We start from the raw sequence: 16,962 nt of genomic DNA on the forward strand, positions 1-16,962 counted from the left end.
TTGGCACAACTCCTGCCATTAATACATCGTCGTGTTTTTATAGAGAGTGACTTATGATGCCTATCCAACACCTTGATTTTTCTGTCACGTTTAACAAACTGCTCACCATTGCTAATTACTTTCTGGTTTTAAGCGTAATTGGTTTTGGATTCGCAATTATTGCAAGTTATCCATTGGCAAACTTGCTCTCTCTTCCGGTACAAATTGGCGCGCATATAAGCAGCTTAGTCTTTGCTACTTTACTCAAAATTAGTTATGTCATTCGCTGCCTGTGCCAATACAACTTGGGTATGGAGGTACGTTAAATGTCACTGATACAGTTAGAACACCCACTCCCTAGCGTGCACCCACTTAAGCCCTCAACCTGGCCTTTTTTAATGCTTGGGTTTAGGCCGATGTTTTTACTTGCTGGTATTTGGGCTGTTTTAAGTATGCTTATTTGGACGCTCGTACTCAGTGGTTTAATGCCTTGGCATTTATCCATCGCACCAACGCTTTGGCATGCTCACGAAATGCTATTCGGTTTTGCCAGTGCCGTTGCAATTGGTTTTTTGCTGACGGCTTCTCAAAATTGGACTGGTATCCCAACACTCAGCGGGAGCAGACTATTATTCTTAACACTCGTGTGGTTCTGTGCGCGTTTGGTCTTTTTATTCAATGACTCTTCACTGATATTTTTGGTGTTTTTACAAGCCACCTTTTGGTTACTCGCAATTTGTCACTTTGCCAATACCTTGCTCAAAGCAAAAAGTAAAAACAACTACCCATTTATCATCATCCTTTGTGCTATGGCCAGTTTCAACATGGTGTTTTTATGGCTAGTAAAGACGCATAGCTACGAACTTATACACGTATTCTCTCATCTGGCGATTCTGGGTTTCACCTTGCTGATCAGCGTGATTGCGGGTCGAGTTGTGCCATTTTTTATCGCAAGAGGGCTTAGCTTAACAGAACAAGTAAAAACTCCAAGATTGGATAAATGGCTGTTTTGGTCAGCCGTTATCGGAATGGGTGGCTTTTTCTCTCATCATGTTTTGTCTAGCCCACTGAACCCGGGCTATGTTTTGGTGTTTACAGCAGTCTTACACCTTGTGCGCAGTGCCTATTGGTTTACTTCTGGTGTTTTGACTAGACCACTGCTTTGGTCATTATTTATCGCTTACTTATTTATGGCACTGGGTTTACTTGGATTCGGCGGTTCGTATTTGAACTTTCCTTGGTATGCCAAAGACGCATTGCACCTTATCACCATTGGCGCAATGGGTTTGATGATATTGTCGATTATGGCTCGTGTATCTCTTGGTCATACCGCAAGGCCTTTAATCCCTCATCCGCTAATGAGCGTTGCATTTGGACTGTGCGCACTGTCAGCCGTCACACGCAGTATTTTACCAATTTTTATCAATCCCCATCACAGTTGGCTCGCAAGTGCACTCCTTTGGATCGCTGCATTTGTCATCTTCGTCACTGTGTACACCCCTATTTTAATGAAAAAGCGCCTTGACGGGCGTCGTGGTTAATTTGGAGAATTTTTATGCTATCAACACAAACAATAAAACTCGTTAAGGATACAATCCCTCTGCTTGCTAATGCAGGAACACAAGTGACCGACCACTTCTACAAACGCATGTTTAGCCACAACCCAGAACTGCTCAACATTTTCAATGTGAGCAATCAAAAATCGGGAAAGCAACAGTTTGCACTGTTCAGCGCTTTAGCTGCTTATGCGACCCACATTGACAACCCTGCGGTGTTGTCAGAAGCAATTAATCGCATCAACCACAAACACGCAAGTTTAAATATTTTGCCTGAACATTACCCAATTGTTGGCACGCATCTTCTGGCAACTTTGGAAGAAATGTTCCCAAATGAATGTACGCCTGAAATCATCGCCGCATGGGCTGAAGCCTATGGCTTTCTTGCCGATTTATTTATTACGCAAGAAGAAGGTCTTTATCAACAAAGTGAAAACAAACTAGGTGGTTGGCGCGGAAAACGCCGTTTTGCAATTTCAAAAATCGTGCAAGAATCAGAGGTCATCAAAAGCTTATATTTAACCCCTATCGATGGCCGACAGGTAGCAACATACTCCCCAGGCCAATACCTTGCAATTGAGTGCCAAGTTGAAGGGCAAGAAAATCGCCAAATTAGACAATACTCGCTGTCACAGAGTGCAAAATCAGATCATTATCGCATTTCGGTGAAAACTGATGGACTCATCTCTTCACACTTACATACATTAGAAGTAGGAGACGAGGTAGACGCCTACCCACCTGCCGGTGATTTTGTGCTCAAGATTAACCAAGCACCAAAAGTACTGGTGAGTGCAGGGGTAGGCATTACGCCGATGATGGCAATGTTAGAGACGCTTGCTGAACAAGGTACTACAGCACCTTGCTTATTTTTACACGCTTGTCGCAATCAAAATGAACGCGCATTTACACAGTCTATCGACAACTTTAAAGTGTCCCTTCCGCAACTACAAACACAGACATGGATCGAAGCCGATGCCCAACATGAGCACAGTGGGCTTATGCAATTGAATGCACTCAAACCACTACTGCCCATAACCGATGGTGAGTTTTACCTCTGTGGACCAAGCGGTTTCATGGCTTTTATTAAATCTCAGCTTATCGAGCTAGGCGTGGAGCAATCACGCATTTTGTATGAAGTATTTGGCCCACACGAAAGCCTGTAATAACAAATGAAGACAGACTCATTCAGAGTCTGTCTTTTGACTAAATTAGGTGCTTCAATGCTTCACATCTAGTCAATTAATTGAATGGTAAAACGATCGTAACGTGGTCGACAATCAAACTTAGCGTTTCGCTCACCACCCAATAAGTCGGCATCCCACTCAAGGCCACACTCTTGATCGTTTGCAATCACACTAATTTTGCTGGCATTTGCACTGTTAGATAAAGTGAATGTCAGGTAGTCACCACCCGTACCTTCATCAAATTTAGCATTTCGTTCGTTTGAAACCATATCTGCGTCCCATTCAAATGCACCTTTTCCACCTTGCGCGACAAGATAACCCGAAACACGCTGAGTACCGCCGGATGATTCAACTTTAGTCACCTTCAAAGTCAGTGGATCAGCGCGGCCTGCACAATCCCATTTCGCATTGCGCTCCCGACTACGCAGCGTTGCATCCCACTCTAGGCCGCATGTTTGGCCATTCACGGCAGTGGTAATAATCACAGAGTAATCTTGTCCAGCAATGACATTTGACTCTGCGGTCAAATAACGTGCTGAGGGATTGCCCAATATGCTGTTGATTTCGGTTCCTGCGCCACCATTGTAAAGCGTACGTACTTCATCGATTGACAATGCACGCCCCCACACTGCAAAATCGTCAAGATCCGCTTTTAAATTATACTTGTATCGACCGGTGCCATCTTGCCCAATGTTCCAGTCGAGCGAAGTACTAATGTCACCCACATCTTCGATACTGCCAGAGATAATATTTAGTTCACCAGTCGGGCTGCCCGCGTACAAGGTTGCGCTGCCATCTCGGTCAAACGTTGCGACCAGCAACCACCAACCATTAAATGTATAATCTATTGGGTCGATGTCTTTACGATCGGCTGATGTTGACGCAATATTGATCCCAACATCATCGCCATTGCCTTCATTGGCAAGTAGCAATGTGCCTCTGTTACTGCCGCTATCCCAGTTTTTGTTCCCTACAATCACAGGATCACCGTGTTGATCGCCGTTGACTCGATACCAAGTCATGAGCGTAAAATCTCGAGCGTGGGCAAAATCTAGCTCGGAAGGATTACCCAGTGTTAAAAACTCTTTTTCACCGTTGATGGAGACAAATCGGCCAAATTTACCGCCAGAATTAACTTCTGGGCTACCTCCACCTACGTGTGCATGCAGGTGATTCCCTGACTTATCATGAAAGTCACCTTCAAATGGCAAGTAAGTAATTAAATCCGTCTCGATGGCATCAGGTGCTTTTTGTTGCACGCTGCCTCCTCGTACAACACCATCCATATTAGTGGGTATAGATACGCCATGATGAGCAAGTACCGTGGGGGCTGCATCATAGTTATTTGGTACCCCAGTCAAGTAACCTTGCTTCGCAGACTTAGAAACAACTAAAAACGGTATGGTATAGTTGTCTGCGGCGTGAATGCCATGAGAGGAGCCCCGACCGCCATGATCTGACGTTACCACAATTTGCCAATGCTCATTCGCAAAATTTGGCCGTGCTTTAATTGCATCGAGGATACGGCCTATTTGGGCATCTACATCCGCGATTTCGTCTACGTACCCGGTGTCAGAGGCCGTAAAACAGCAAGCATGACCTGCACCATCTACATCATCCAAAAATAAAAAAATTGAATCTGCAGATGTGCCTCTCGGCCAATCTTTAGATTGGTAGGTACCATTGATTATCGCAATGGTATTTGCCACATTGCCCGCATCATTGGAATCAACCTTTAGATCAGCATGATTAGTAATTTGCATATCTGTAGACCAGGTTACCAAATATGCTGTATTGAGTTTGCTACTGTGCCTTTCAAGTAGGGTTTGATAGTGCGGGAATTGATCGTACCGACCGGTGTGTACATCTGAGTTACCAGTAACACCGCTTTTGCTGGCAGTCACGCCTGTCATAATACCGACATGATTGGGCCCACTATTGGGTGCGGCATCCTTCATTGTTTGCGCGTAAAAGGCAAATGCGCCTTGATAACCTTCAGCCCAAGAGCCTTGGATCAACTTGTCAAAGTTTGGGGTCACCGCATTCTCAATTCCGTCACCTCTTAAACCATCAACCGCTATCAACAAAGAGTGTTCCGCCGCACCAACCATCCCGATAAACGGGATAGTTAGAGACAACGCAATGACTGCACGACACTTACCCACCTTGCACACATTTTGAACACCACGTCTAAAAACCTGCATAAAATCTCCTTCCTTTTTGGTCTAGTCCAGACTTAATGTGGAGCAATATTATTTCTAAAAAAAACTATAAAAAAAGACAAAAAACATGAACTTAATATTAAGTTTTTACGTAAATTTCTTTTCGGTTTTTTTTCACAACCAGATAAAAATGAATTAATTCATAATTTTACAATTGGATTTACACTTTTTTACAAACCAAATTGAAATGCTGAGTTTTTAGCCATAGAATCGCCACCTTTATTCAACTTGGTGAAATTATGAATTCAATTAAAGTACTTTTTGTGGCAGCGATAACATTGGTCCTAGCCGCATGTGGTTCAACGCCACAACCTCCTGTTCAGCTACAACAGCAACTTCTGAATGCAGAAAAGCGAGTAGGTATCTACGTTGACACTATTCAAGAACCTACAACAAATATTTACGGTGCAGGCTGCCTTCTTTGTTATGGGGTCGCTGCGGCAGCTAACTCCTCATTGTCAAAACACCTTGAATCATTGCCAACATCGGATATTGAATCCAGTAAACAACTATTGTTGGAGGGCTATAAAGCTAAAACAGGTTCTGTCGAGTTCATCGAATTGTCTGAAAAAGAATTTAAAAAGCTTAAAAAGTTCAAAGGTGAACTGGGTTACGCTAAAAAAGACTTCCGTGCTTTAAAAGCGTCTAAAAATATTGATGTACTCGTTGTGTTAGACATTGCAACGCATGGTGCTTATAGAAGCTACACGAACTATGTGCCAAATACAGATCCACTTGGCTATGTCCGTGGCGTTGTTTATTCTGTCGATCTAGAGACGAACCAGTACCTACAGTATCTTGAATTGGACAAGAAAGTCGTTGTCGAGGGTGAGTGGGATGAACCTAAGCAGAAGTTCCCAGGCGTAACAAACGCTTACTACCAAGCCGTTGAGCAAGTTAAAGAGTCGATAAACAAGATTTTCTTATGATGAACATAAAGAAGCTATTTGTCTCTTTATGTGCTATTGCAGCCCTAACAGGCTGCAAATCTGCAAAAAGAGATGACTATGTAGTCGCAAAGTCACTGAACAAAGACAATGCAATTGCACAAAATGAGTTCAAGTTTTACTTAAATTTGGACAACAAACTCGACCTTAGAGGTGAGTATTCTCATGACCGTTCGGTTGCTGGGACACATATGATGTACTATGGCACGCCGGCAACGGCATTGGCTCAGGTCTTCTCTCACGCTGCAATTAATAGCTCTATGCAAGAGAAAAAGCTGAGAGAACAACAAGACCAAGCAAATAAGCTGATAATGCCGCTCATTGAAGCGTCAAAATCAGTCACTCATAAATCATTGGCTGAGTCTAAGCGTCATTATGTGGTTGATCACCCACCAATTGCTGGAGAGAAAACGGTACAAGTCAGACCTATCTTTTTTGCAAATCAGGACATGAAGAAACTGTCATTAAAACTCGTTGCATGGATAGAAAAACCTAAATCCAAGAAAACTAAAAGCCGCAAGAAGCTCAATAACTTGATGTACCAGAACATCATCGAAGTACATGGGGCGACTTGGTCAGAAGAGCTCGCAGGCCAGTTGATGAATGGTAATGCCGACATATCGAAACAATATGATGCGCTTTTTGATCGGGCCATTGAGAGTTTAAAGAAGGATTTATCTGGCACCTACAGTCAGGTACCGCAGCAACAAACATTGCACATCAAGAAAAAGAACAACAAACAATTTTTAAGGGCCAGCGTCATAGAGCACTCTTGTGAGTATGTTGTCATTAAAAACCTGAGGAATTGGATCCTTCACTACCCGGCAAACTATGTTACCAATCTGCCGAGCCAGTGTGACAGCTAGCGCTGTAAAATGTTAAATGTTGCCAGCCGACAAACTGGCAACACGTTTACTGCCATTGCTACCTACTCAGTGAAATACCTTTGATGTCACCTTTTGGGGTGTCAGAACAAACTTTTGGCTTAGTCCTAAGCGTTTGTGTTTAGCCGTCATAACCAGTTGTTGATCACGCTTCGCGCCAAATAGGCCATGATGAAATGTCAGGTTTTGTGTGTGGTCTATATTCACAAATTTACCCATAACCACAATTTGGTCGATATCATCGCGGTTACCATGATGAGCCACTTGTGGTGAAACCATAATGCCCTGCAATGATTCTTTGCGCTCATTTTGAGTCATCCATACCTTATCTAGAATAGCCAAAATAATATGGTCTTTTTTTGCTTTAAACTCGCTTACAGATAGCGAGCCATTGTTGTCTATATCAGCGTCAGCAAAGCTCAAAGCTGGTAACGAAATTACCATGTAGGCGCCTGAGTCATCAAAGTTCAATGTGCCATGTTCGGCAACCATGAGGTGGGCATTTGAGACCGAACTAAACACCCAAATAGCGACGATGACTAACCTTGCAATGATTTTGAACATCATAATTCCCCCTTTTATACTCTGATTTGGCTACAGTTGACCTTTTACGCAACGCTGAAAATAGGGATAACTGTCTGTTGCATAGTAATGGTAAATGCCTTGTGGAAACTCAGGTGTTACACCAAATCGGCCATTGCACTCGTCTAAGTCTCCGCTTCCTGCCACATACTCCCAATCTTGCGCAAAGGTACCCAGCGCATACACTGACGTTGAGGGGCGATTGCTGCTGACATTCTCCACCAAGTGATAACTGCCCGTCATCACCTTCAATTCAGATTCTGCATTTTCAGCTTCGCTATAGCCATAACGAGCATAAATGGGAAAGCCATCTGCAGCCCAACCGATTAAGGTCATTGCAACTTCGTTACCACTTTTTAGCGCTATGAACCCCTCCGGCATGCCATGATAATGATAAGAACCATCTGGTTGCACGTGCGCGTTGTTGTCGTCAGTTCCAAAATCAAAACTGGTTTGTCCTAAGGCTTCAATACTCCAACTCCCAGTATTGCCAACCAGACTACAACTATTACCTGAATCGTCACATGAGCCTGCGGTGTTCGCGTCAATTTTAACGCCATTCAAAACATAACCTGTTGCCCCTCTTGGGCCACCTAACGTTGTTGTACTGTCAGTTTTGGTAGGATTGAGTGTATAACTAATAGAAACATTTTGTTCACTGATGGTGTTCGGATTACCCGAGTTAGGGAAAGCCCCCGTTGCGTGGTCTGGGATCCCATTTGCGGTTAATTGGCGGTCTGAACCGTCACAACTCCAATCCGCATTGCTTGTGGCCTGCACGGACGTAGACGCATTAAACTCATTGTGAAAATATTCACACAAAACACCGTCTGTAGAGCCTGTAATTTGCGCCGTATTACTGTCTCCGCCCGCGCTATCACTTGAATCGGGGTTTTCCCCTGAGCTTTGATCTGAGCTCGACCCTGACTCAGCACCAGATGACGTCGTGCTGCCGCTATTGTTGGCGCTGGTATTCCCCACGTCTGATTGAGTATTTGTAACGACTTGACCTGTGCCGTCGTCACCGGAGCTTGCGCCACAACCTGTCAGCACCCACAAAGAGGCACTGACCATGAATGCTGTGACACGTTTAAAAGACACACTAGTACAATACATATTTTGTTCTCCTATCGTCAAAAGCTTCGCTTAAACCATCAGGTCAATACTTGCGCTTTTTTCAACTATAAGAGACCAATGTGCAAACACTGTGCAACGAAACAGTTAATCGTCTTTAAATTTAAAAATGCAATATTTTCATAAATTTACATTTTCAAAATCACGATCTTTTAAGAAGTTTTCCATACATAAAAATAGTGGTTTTGGCAAATCATCCAATGCAAACCATCGCCAAGATTTACACTTTTCGGGTTCCATCACAACGGCATCTCCAATTGGACACTCAGCCGCCACAAACAAAGTGATATAATGCTTGTGTTCATTATCGAATATGTCATTGGTAAAACCCACTTTGCGTACAGAGGAAATGTGTAGCCCAGTCTCTTCCAATACTTCTCTTGCAGCACACGATTCGACACTTTCACCAAATTCCAAGTGGCCGCCAGGCGTTGCCCATGTGTTTTCACCATGCGCTCCTTGGCGCTCTCCTAACAAAATCTTTCCATCTCGAATCAGTATGACACCCACACCCACTTTTACTACATTTTCCATGTACACCTCTCATATACACAACTTAAGACGAGCACCCTATCGTGCCCTCCTTGCCTCAACTATGGATTAAACAATTACAGCGAAAATACGCGAGAGTCTATCATGGAACAAAATAACTTACCCTAAAATTAAACTGACCTATGTCTATGATTTGCCATATTTATATTTTGAACCATACTGGGAATGAGGCATACCCACTGGGTGGCTTTTAACAACACTGGGTACGCTGATAAAGCAATTGAAAGACAACACACACCTCACCACAACTTGATAATGATAACCAATCTCATTATCATGAAAATATAAAATGCAGTGGCTGCTACCCATGTGTACAGCGATATTAATAAAAAATGATTAGGAAAAGCATATGGTGGTTCGAAAACTTGCTTTAGTATCATCTTCAAACTCAAACTCACTGGTCATTAAATACAATCGGCTTATAGAAAGTGCCGACAAAGCCTACTCATTGGGTTTACAAGATCAGGCTAGTCACATCTATCTACAAGCGTTTGATGTCAGTATTCAATTGTTATGCTCACCCAGCGCCAATAGACTCTCTGCTAGACGTGTTGCCGACATTTGTAATAACTGCTTTGATTACTGCCCCATTCTTGAAGACACTGATGAGACGTTTTATTTGGAAACGGCTGCCGAAGCACTTGAGAATATAATCAAAAATGGGCAAAACACGGCGCTGAGAAAAGCGGCATTACACGCATATAAAATTGTGGCTTGCCTTGCATGTGAGCTGGTCCGCTTTAATCAAAGTATTCGTTGTCAGGTGCTGATAGATCACTATATTCAGGTTGAGCACTTTCATTCAAAGTATCTCGCAAACTAATACTTGTCTCTCAACAGCCACCAAACGGATAGTTATCATGGTTAGTTGAAAATATAGGTGTATGCACCAAGATAGGTTTGATTATTGCCTGACTTAGCTGGAATACGACACTCAAAATGATAGGCTGTGCCTATATCTCTGTCACTGTTGCCAAGGCTACCAGCCGAAATAGACTGTAATAAAAACCCAGGATAGCTAGAAAGGGTAAATTCTTTCACTGTTAACGACGGCTTATTTGCATAATGTGCCCAATGCCTTCGCACCAAACTACAATATACTGTGCGATGCGGATTTTTCCATATCTCCACGCTACTCAATTGTTTGCCATTATAATTTGGAATCGGGCACCTCAATGTTAACTCATGCTGCGTTGACACGTTGGTCACGCCTGCCTCCTCATAAGCAATCTCTCCATACTGGCTGACTTGCTGACATTGTGATGGGTCAACTGAGATTTTAACCTGCGCATGAGCACCATAAGTCGCCAACAACGAAGCCAAAACTAATGTATATTTCATAATTCGTCCTTAAGTTTACCTTTAATAGAAACTCTATATTGCATTAACAAAACACAAAATACACACTTTATTTACATTTATTTCAACTTTAAATTGCACTCGCCTGTTATTTTTTAACCACCATGCTAGATAAACAAATTGCCGACACTGCCGAGAGGATCTGCTTTAAGCCCATTATCAAGTGCTATTGTGCAGCGTAATTTGCCTTACTTATGCTCCCAATAAGCCTTGAAAATGTATCGGGTGTCTTGGCGTAATTGGACAGTGAACAACTCAATCAAAAATGTATAGGGTCAATGAGTCCCCCCACACCATCATATCCAGCGCCTGAACTTGTTTGCTATTCAGCGCCCTACAAAAGCTTTCGCTAACTCAACGGCTTTATCTTCGACCACTGCTTGTGAGTCAGTTTGTTCGAAAACAGTAATCGTAATCGGGTTGGCCTGCGCAAAATGATAGGCGGCAAAGCAGCTCTGTGGGCCTTGGCCTGTATGTCCGGTTGTTTTAAGTTTAGGCTCACAGTTGAGCATCACACCCAGTCCGACCGCGGGGCTTTTCCATGGCCTTTGCCCCACATCAAAGGTTAATTTATAGGGTGCCAGCATGCGTTTTAGCATTGGCTTTGAGATAAGCAGCCCGTTCATAAGCAGATGTAAAAACTTGGCAGCATTGTGCACACTACCCGCTATCACACCGTGATAACACCAGCGCGGATCGTAGCTTTGGCTATTCACTTTGAGTTTATCGAAATCGGCAGATGACTCAATAAGTGCACTATTTGAAATATCAAAGGCGTTGAATAGTCCATTCAATACGGCAGTGAAAGGCGCATCGTGGCATTGCTCTATCTGCTGCCTTAACATCAGATAGCCAATATTTGAGTAACGCCAACCTTCTCCGGGATTAAATAGCAATTCCTCAACTTGCACCTTTGCCAACATCTCCTCACATGACCAAGGCGAGTCGCCTTTCGCAACCGCTTGATGATACTCACGCAGCATAGCGTAATCAGTTAACCCTGACGTATGTTGTAAAAGCTGTCGATAAGTATATGGCTTGCCGTTAAGCTTAGCGTCCAATTCAATCTTTCCTTGCTCCACACACCTCAAAATCAAGGTGGCTATCACTGTCTTTGTAAAGCTCCACCACGGTACCGGTTTATCTCCAGCGCTCGTAAAATCATACACTTCGTTATGTAAGCTATAAATCAAGAGTATCTCCACCATGCGTTTTGACTGTTAGACATATTTATTTAGCAGAAATAAATAAAAGACTTGAGAAGATTATGTCGCTAAAGTAGCGAATGAACGGCTACTTTGTGTAAAACAGACGCAAAACTATGAAAAAGCTTATAATTTTTAAAAAATCATATTAAGCGCTTTTATTGCTTACGCTTGAGTGTTAATTTTTAAGACCAAAAAATAATCTCTTCATTTTATAGGTCTCACCATGGCGTCTAATACTTCGACTAAAAAAATATTGGTTGTTTGCATGGGCAACATTTGTCGTTCGCCCACGATGGAAGCTGTCATGAAAGCAAAAGCCAAAGCAAAAGGGCTCGCACTCTTGGTTGATTCAGCCGGTACGATTAACTATCACGAAGGCAGCTCACCAGATAAACGTAGCGCTAAAGCGGGACAAAAAAGGGGCTATAGTTTTGCGGGCATTACCTCCAGACAAGTCGCAAAAAAAGACTTTGAGGAATTCGACTTAATTCTTTGTGCCGATAAAAATAACCTATCGGACTTACAAGCAATCTGCCCAAGAGCGTATCAAGGTAAACTCCACCTATTTTTAACCTATGCTGGGCTGAGTGTTTCTGAGGTGCCTGATCCATACTACGGCGATGGAGATGGGTTTGAGTTGGTGTTAGATCTTGTTGAGTCAGCCTCAGACAAGCTTATTAAGTCGCTGTCGTAATCACTTGCATATATGCAGGTAACACAATTCTTCACAATTCTGCCCTCAACGAAATGGACGTGGCAACTATTTTTACCCATAATGAAAACGCACGAATATTTAATAAATACTTAAGGAAAAGAGATGAAAACAATATCAATCGCCCTCGTCGGAGACTACGACGCGTCTGTACCCGCTCACCAGGGGATCCCTCTTTCTTTAGATATGGCAGGAAACGAATTAAGACTTGAAGTTCAAGCAACCTGGCTTGCGACAGAAACCATTAAAAACACAGATTTGAGCCAATTTGACGGCATTTGGTGTGTTCCAAAAACACCATATGTAGATGAATCTGGTGCTATTCAAGCCATAAAATATGCTCGTGAAAATCTAGTGCCATTTTTAGGAAGCTGCGGTGGTTTTCAGCATGCTGTGCTGGAATACGCGCGAAACGTGATTGGATGGCCGGACGCAGCCCATGCAGAGTCCACCCCCGAGGGTCAGCGCGCAGTAATTTCTGAACTGTCTTGCGCACTGATTGAAACGACTGAAGCCGTCAATTTGTTCCCGCAATCGCAATTGGCTTCCATCTACAAAGTAACCGCAATTCAAGAAGGGTACCGCTGTCGCTACGGCCTAAACGAAGCGTTTCGAAACGCCCTATTGCAAGGCCCATTGGTTGCATCAGCTGATGATAACACACACGAAGTCAGAGCCGTTGAGCTAACCATTCATCCATTTTTTATTGCCACGTTGTTCCAACCTGAGCGCGCAGTGTTGAGTAGAAAACGCTCGCCATTGATTGAGGCTTTTGTGAATGCCTGTGCGCAAAATCAAGGTTTGTAGTCTTGTTTTTATGAGCAATGAAGTATCACTTGCGTTTTTATCTTTGATTCGGTAAAAAGCCTCCACAATATCTGGAGGTGAACCTTGTCCAACTTTGATTATCAAAATGTGTTCGAAAAAATTGCAAATGATCTGCGTGCAACCGGCCTAAGCATCATCGAGAATGCGATCGACCCAAAACTGATACATGATCTCAATAAACGTATTGAATCTTTGGCTGAGGACAAATTCCAGAGTGCAGGCATTGGCAGGCAAGTCGACCATGAAAAAAATGCCAAGATCCGCAGAGATAAAATCTTATGGCTAGACAGCAATAATGACTTGGAGCTCGGCTATATCCAAGCGATGGATGAACTTAAAAATTATCTAAATCGACGGTTATTCATGGGGTTATTTAGCTACGAAAGTCATTTTGCGCATTATCAAGCTGGTGCATTTTATAAAAAACATGTCGATGCCTTCAAAGGGAGAGCAAATCGAGTCCTTACCACTGTTTTCTATCTCAATGATGATTGGCAAGCCATCAATGGTGGCGAATTGGTCATTTATGACCCAAATGACCATGACAAAGAATTGTGCCGCGTTTTGCCAAATCAAGGGACACTGGTGACATTTTTAAGTGATGAATTTCCGCACGAAGTATTGCCAGCCCACACATCCCGATACTCCATTGCAGGGTGGTTTAGGATCAATGCCAGTACAGCAGGCCATATAGACCCACCTAGCTAACTGCAATATACTGTGGTGGACCCATTTAGCTCTGCTATCTAGCAGAGCTAGCGCGTTTCAATTACAGTTTTTTACTTTTCATTTTACCAACCAGTCTTTAAGGTATAAAAAAACGATAGGAATTCGTCATGCGGATAGCCTTACTCACGGTGCTGGCTTTATGCACCCTTTCAGCTTGTATTTTCGTCCCCAAGGAAGTCCAGTATTTTGATGAGCGCTGCCAAATTACGATGCGCAAACATGTATTGTCCCATGAAGAAATGGGCTATTTGGGTGGGTGTTCAGATAAAGCATGTGCTGTTTTGATGGCCGGTGCCGGTATCGTCTCGGCAGCCAGCTTAGTGGTCTCTGGCACCATTGTAATGACTCAAAACACCTTAACATGGTTAGAACAACAAGACGGCTGTAAAGTACCAGAGAATTCTGACTCAGAACTGCAAACTGCGCAAAATACCTAACTAGTTTGGCAGTCCAACCTCAACACTTAACCCGCCTGTCGGGCGATTACTTAAGTTTATGTAACCATTGTGCGCTTCGACAATTTCGCGACAAAGCGCTAGCCCCAAACCTGTACCGCTATTTTTTGTTGAGTAGAATGGCACGAGCGCACTGGTTAGCACGGCCTCTGACATTCCCTGCCCCGCATCTTCGATAAACATTTTTGTAATTCCTGGGCTTCGCGCTATGGTCACCGAAATAGCTGCCGAGTCAGAGCCTGACTCATGGGCATTTTTCAATAAGTTAATGATGAGTTGTTCCAGTTGTCCCTTGTCTGCCCTCAGGGTTTCTACTTCACAATGGATTTGAGTTGGCCATTGCAGCTGAATCGATTCGAGCAACGGACGAATCGCCACCGTTGCTACTTTTGGGATAGGTAATTTGGCAAACGTGCCATAGCCTTGCACAAATTCAGTCAGGTGGGAAATGCGTTCATCGATAGTGCTAAACACACGGTGCAAACGCGCATCATCTACTTTATCTGCAATAATTTTCCCACTGTGTGACATCGAGGAGATTGGCCCCAAAGAATTGTTTAACTCGTGACTAATAACCCGAATTACCTTTTTCCACACAGCCACTTCTTGACGATTTAATTCACGCGTCAATTGTTTGAAAATATATAGAGTATGAGACTGGTTATTCAACAAAATGTCACCCACAGAAGCATGCCAAACCTGCTCTTCCGACTCATTTAGGCGCATACTGATCAAGCCATCTTGCGCATTTTTTATTGCAGCCGAAATCTCCTTCGGTGCAGTTGTACGCAACTGCTCGATAGATTGGCCTTCCAATGCTTGCTGACTGACTAACAAGTGTTGCGCACTTTGGTTCGCAAATACCACGACGCCATTATCATTGACGAGTAATAATGCTTGAGGCGCACTTTGCAACATCTTATCTAACATCATTTCTCTTTGATAGAGCCACTGTTTTTCTTTTCTCAGTTGCTGTGCAGTCTGGTTGTAAAGCCGACACAATTGTCCAAATTCATCGTCTTTTTGGTATGCTAATTGGTTGGAAAAATCGCCATCTTTAAAGTTTAAAAGGCCAACATTGAGGGCGTTTATAGCTTTAATTAAGTTATTGAACGTTAGCTTCATGAGTAAGCAACAGAGTAAAGCCGAACACGTACTTAATGCCAGCCAAGCATGTATTGAAACCAAGTAAATAATGGGTGAGCACGCCACAAAAAGACTGATAAACAATACACCAATGACCTTATACTTTAGAGTATTCAATGCCTTAGCCATCAATAGTCAATTCCATACTTTTGCAGCCTCCGATAAAGTGCTTGGCGACTCATCCCAAATTGTCTGGCGACTTTTGCAATGACGCCTTGGCACTGGTGCATGGCTTGTTGCAATTCCAGCTTCGTCGGTTCTGCTACTTGTGATTTGACAGGTTGCGTAATGACATTGTCCAGTAGCCCAAAGTCTTTGGCAACAAGCTCCCCCTCTGGTTTCAGTACTCCGGCGCGTTTACACGCGTTTTCTAGCTCTCTGACATTGCCCGGCCAAGTATGGGCACACAGCGCGCGCTCCGCGTCCAAGGATAGCGGGCGGCCGGGTAAAAAATGCCTAACGAGGGGCAAAATATCATCAACACGTTGCGCTAAGCTCGGCAAATTGATTTCTATTACATTGAGGCGATAAAACAGGTCTTCTCTAAACTTGCCTGATGCCACATCGTTGAGTAGGTTTGCATTTGTGGCTGAGATTACTCGCACATTGACTTGTTGCGTATCCACGGAGCCCAACCGTTCAAATTCACCCGTTTGCAGTACTCTCAGTAGTTTCATTTGCCCAGACAACGGCAGGTTGCCTATTTCATCTAAAAACAGCGTGCCTCCATCAGCAGCTTCGAAACGGCCAATACGTTTTTTATTTGCGCCAGTATAAGCCCCCGCTTCGGCACCAAAAAGTTCTGCTTCTATCAGGTTATCTGGCAGTGCACCTGCATTTACTTTAATGAAAGGCTGGTTGGCCAATTTGGAATTCGCTTGGATGATCTGCGCTATTTTTTCTTTGCCGCTCCCATTTGCCCCCGTAATCAATACGGATACATCTGACTTCGCAACCTGTAGTGCCATCTCAACGGCTCGTTGCATCGCCACACTTTCATAAATCAACCCCACTAACTCAGCATTTGCACTGTAGCTTTCACGCTCTACTTGTTGCCTTTGCAGCTGCTGATTGTCCGAATTGGCCTTACCCAACGCGATTAAGTTGGCGACCGCCACCAAAAGCTTGTCATCATTCCAAGGCTTTGCAAGGTAATCCGCGGCGCCAGCTTTGACGAGTGAAATGGCCATCTCAAGTTCGGTCCAAGCCGTGAGAAGTATGATGGGCAAATTTTGAGAGAGTGCGCGAAGTTTAAAAAATAAAGCTTTGCCTTCTTCACCAGATGTGGTGTCTGACGTGAAGTTCATGTCTTGGATCACCAATGCAATGCGTTGGTATCGCACCACTTGCTCAGCTTCAAAAGGCGAGCTGGCTGTGACAACTTCATAGTCATGTAGTTCGAACAGTAATGACAGTGACTGTAAAACAGCTTGATTGTCATCAACAATAAGTATTTTATCCATGTGTTTATTATTTATTATGTTA

At 43.5% G+C, this 16,962-nt stretch carries 18 protein-coding genes; 10 read left to right on the plus strand and 8 right to left on the minus strand.

The genetic code is table 11. The annotated features are described in order from the left end of the window. Positions 1-53 precede the first annotated feature (53 nt). The 3 genes from L1286_RS06090 to hmpA are packed head-to-tail and all read left to right on the plus strand — an operon-like array spanning position 54 to position 2,698. Positions 54-305, plus strand: a complete 252-nt coding sequence (locus L1286_RS06090; protein ID WP_235406018.1) for a hypothetical protein — start codon at positions 54-56, stop codon at positions 303-305. Continuing rightward, the gene (locus tag L1286_RS06095; protein WP_235406019.1) at positions 306-1,520 is read left to right on the plus strand and encodes an NnrS family protein; all 1,215 of its coding nucleotides are present in this window, start codon (positions 306-308) and stop codon (positions 1,518-1,520) included. 14 nt (positions 1,521-1,534) lie between these two features. Then, a complete protein-coding gene (gene hmpA / locus L1286_RS06100; protein WP_235406020.1) occupies positions 1,535-2,698 on the plus strand; it encodes an NO-inducible flavohemoprotein in 1,164 nt (387 codons plus the stop codon). Between the two features lie 68 nt (positions 2,699-2,766). On the opposite strand, the gene L1286_RS06105 is transcribed toward hmpA, so the two are convergent. After that, positions 2,767-4,923: an alkaline phosphatase family protein gene (locus tag L1286_RS06105; RefSeq protein ID WP_235406021.1), complete on the minus strand. Its 2,157-nt coding sequence runs from the start codon at positions 4,921-4,923 to the stop codon at positions 2,767-2,769. Between the two features lie 257 nt (positions 4,924-5,180). On the opposite strand from L1286_RS06105, the gene L1286_RS06110 reads away from it, so the two are divergent. Beyond that, positions 5,181-5,870 (plus strand): hypothetical protein, encoded by a 690-nt coding sequence (locus L1286_RS06110; RefSeq protein ID WP_235406022.1) that lies wholly within the window; start codon positions 5,181-5,183, stop codon positions 5,868-5,870. Beyond that, on the plus strand, positions 5,867-6,754 hold the full coding sequence (locus tag L1286_RS06115) for a hypothetical protein (protein ID WP_235406023.1): 888 nt from the start codon (positions 5,867-5,869) through the stop codon (positions 6,752-6,754). The genes L1286_RS06110 and L1286_RS06115 overlap by 4 nt, the downstream gene beginning before the upstream one ends. Positions 6,755-6,820: 66 nt before the next feature. Here the strand turns inward: L1286_RS06115 and L1286_RS06120 are convergent, their stop codons facing one another. From L1286_RS06120 to L1286_RS06130, 3 genes are all read right to left on the minus strand, one after another. Next, a complete protein-coding gene (locus L1286_RS06120; protein WP_235406024.1) occupies positions 6,821-7,339 on the minus strand; it encodes a hypothetical protein in 519 nt (172 codons plus the stop codon). A 27-nt stretch (positions 7,340-7,366) separates the two neighbouring features. Next, positions 7,367-8,470, minus strand: coding sequence for a YHYH protein (locus tag L1286_RS06125; protein WP_235406025.1), 1,104 nt, complete (start codon positions 8,468-8,470; stop codon positions 7,367-7,369). A gap of 138 nt (positions 8,471-8,608) precedes the next feature. Then, a complete protein-coding gene (locus L1286_RS06130) occupies positions 8,609-9,022 on the minus strand; it encodes a nucleotide triphosphate diphosphatase NUDT15 (protein ID WP_235406026.1) in 414 nt (137 codons plus the stop codon). Between the two features lie 367 nt (positions 9,023-9,389). Between L1286_RS06130 and L1286_RS06135 the strand changes: the two genes are divergently transcribed. Continuing rightward, positions 9,390-9,863, plus strand: a complete 474-nt coding sequence (locus tag L1286_RS06135; protein ID WP_235406027.1) for a hypothetical protein — start codon at positions 9,390-9,392, stop codon at positions 9,861-9,863. A gap of 41 nt (positions 9,864-9,904) precedes the next feature. On the opposite strand, the gene L1286_RS06140 is transcribed toward L1286_RS06135, so the two are convergent. Together L1286_RS06140 and L1286_RS06145 are read right to left on the minus strand one after the other, a co-directional pair. After that, positions 9,905-10,381: a hypothetical protein gene (locus L1286_RS06140; protein WP_235406028.1), complete on the minus strand. Its 477-nt coding sequence runs from the start codon at positions 10,379-10,381 to the stop codon at positions 9,905-9,907. 344 nt (positions 10,382-10,725) lie between these two features. Then, positions 10,726-11,592: a serine hydrolase domain-containing protein gene (locus L1286_RS06145; protein ID WP_235406029.1), complete on the minus strand. Its 867-nt coding sequence runs from the start codon at positions 11,590-11,592 to the stop codon at positions 10,726-10,728. 238 nt (positions 11,593-11,830) lie between these two features. On the opposite strand from L1286_RS06145, the gene L1286_RS06150 reads away from it, so the two are divergent. The 4 genes from L1286_RS06150 to L1286_RS06165 all read left to right on the plus strand — a co-directional run bounded on the left by L1286_RS06150 (position 11,831) and on the right by L1286_RS06165 (position 14,313). Then, positions 11,831-12,301 (plus strand): low molecular weight protein-tyrosine-phosphatase, encoded by a 471-nt coding sequence (locus L1286_RS06150; protein WP_268832069.1) that lies wholly within the window; start codon positions 11,831-11,833, stop codon positions 12,299-12,301. A gap of 123 nt (positions 12,302-12,424) precedes the next feature. Then, on the plus strand, positions 12,425-13,126 hold the full coding sequence (locus tag L1286_RS06155; protein WP_235406031.1) for a CTP synthase C-terminal region-related (seleno)protein: 702 nt from the start codon (positions 12,425-12,427) through the stop codon (positions 13,124-13,126). Positions 13,127-13,210: 84 nt separating this feature from the next. Next, a complete protein-coding gene (locus tag L1286_RS06160) occupies positions 13,211-13,855 on the plus strand; it encodes a 2OG-Fe(II) oxygenase (protein WP_235406032.1) in 645 nt (214 codons plus the stop codon). Between the two features lie 128 nt (positions 13,856-13,983). Further along, positions 13,984-14,313 (plus strand): hypothetical protein, encoded by a 330-nt coding sequence (locus L1286_RS06165; RefSeq protein ID WP_235406033.1) that lies wholly within the window; start codon positions 13,984-13,986, stop codon positions 14,311-14,313. On the opposite strand, the gene L1286_RS06170 is transcribed toward L1286_RS06165, so the two are convergent. Both L1286_RS06170 and L1286_RS06175 read right to left on the minus strand, forming a co-directional pair. Continuing rightward, the gene (locus L1286_RS06170; protein ID WP_235406034.1) at positions 14,314-15,606 is read right to left on the minus strand and encodes a sensor histidine kinase; all 1,293 of its coding nucleotides are present in this window, start codon (positions 15,604-15,606) and stop codon (positions 14,314-14,316) included. Continuing rightward, on the minus strand, positions 15,606-16,940 hold the full coding sequence (locus tag L1286_RS06175) for a sigma-54-dependent transcriptional regulator (protein ID WP_235406035.1): 1,335 nt from the start codon (positions 16,938-16,940) through the stop codon (positions 15,606-15,608). Before L1286_RS06175 ends, L1286_RS06170 begins: the two co-directional genes overlap by 1 nt. Between the last annotated feature and the right edge of the window lie 22 nt (positions 16,941-16,962).

The sequence above is a fragment of the Pseudoalteromonas sp. SMS1 genome (assembly GCF_021530565.1).
In the GTDB taxonomy this organism is placed as follows: Bacteria; Pseudomonadota; Gammaproteobacteria; order Enterobacterales; family Alteromonadaceae; genus Pseudoalteromonas.

Bases quoted from the DNA above. Each gene is read 5' to 3' on its own strand.
- L1286_RS06170 (WP_235406034.1), bottom strand. From the start codon at position 15,606: ATGGCTAAGGCATTGAATACTCTAAAGTATAAGGTCATTGGTGTATTG.
- L1286_RS06165 (WP_235406033.1), top strand. From the start codon at position 13,984: ATGCGGATAGCCTTACTCACGGTGCTGGCTTTATGCACCCTTTCAGCT.
- L1286_RS06150 (WP_268832069.1), top strand. From the start codon at position 11,831: ATGGCGTCTAATACTTCGACTAAAAAAATATTGGTTGTTTGCATGGGC.
- L1286_RS06125 (WP_235406025.1), bottom strand. From the start codon at position 8,470: ATGTATTGTACTAGTGTGTCTTTTAAACGTGTCACAGCATTCATGGTC.
- L1286_RS06175 (WP_235406035.1), bottom strand. From the start codon at position 16,940: ATGGATAAAATACTTATTGTTGATGACAATCAAGCTGTTTTACAGTCA.
- L1286_RS06095 (WP_235406019.1), top strand. From the start codon at position 306: ATGTCACTGATACAGTTAGAACACCCACTCCCTAGCGTGCACCCACTT.
- L1286_RS06155 (WP_235406031.1), top strand. From the start codon at position 12,425: ATGAAAACAATATCAATCGCCCTCGTCGGAGACTACGACGCGTCTGTA.
- hmpA (WP_235406020.1), top strand. From the start codon at position 1,535: ATGCTATCAACACAAACAATAAAACTCGTTAAGGATACAATCCCTCTG.
- L1286_RS06140 (WP_235406028.1), bottom strand. From the start codon at position 10,381: ATGAAATATACATTAGTTTTGGCTTCGTTGTTGGCGACTTATGGTGCT.
- L1286_RS06115 (WP_235406023.1), top strand. From the start codon at position 5,867: ATGATGAACATAAAGAAGCTATTTGTCTCTTTATGTGCTATTGCAGCC.
- L1286_RS06090 (WP_235406018.1), top strand. From the start codon at position 54: ATGATGCCTATCCAACACCTTGATTTTTCTGTCACGTTTAACAAACTG.
- L1286_RS06120 (WP_235406024.1), bottom strand. From the start codon at position 7,339: ATGATGTTCAAAATCATTGCAAGGTTAGTCATCGTCGCTATTTGGGTG.
- L1286_RS06130 (WP_235406026.1), bottom strand. From the start codon at position 9,022: ATGGAAAATGTAGTAAAAGTGGGTGTGGGTGTCATACTGATTCGAGAT.
- L1286_RS06110 (WP_235406022.1), top strand. From the start codon at position 5,181: ATGAATTCAATTAAAGTACTTTTTGTGGCAGCGATAACATTGGTCCTA.
- L1286_RS06105 (WP_235406021.1), bottom strand. From the start codon at position 4,923: ATGCAGGTTTTTAGACGTGGTGTTCAAAATGTGTGCAAGGTGGGTAAG.
- L1286_RS06135 (WP_235406027.1), top strand. From the start codon at position 9,390: ATGGTGGTTCGAAAACTTGCTTTAGTATCATCTTCAAACTCAAACTCA.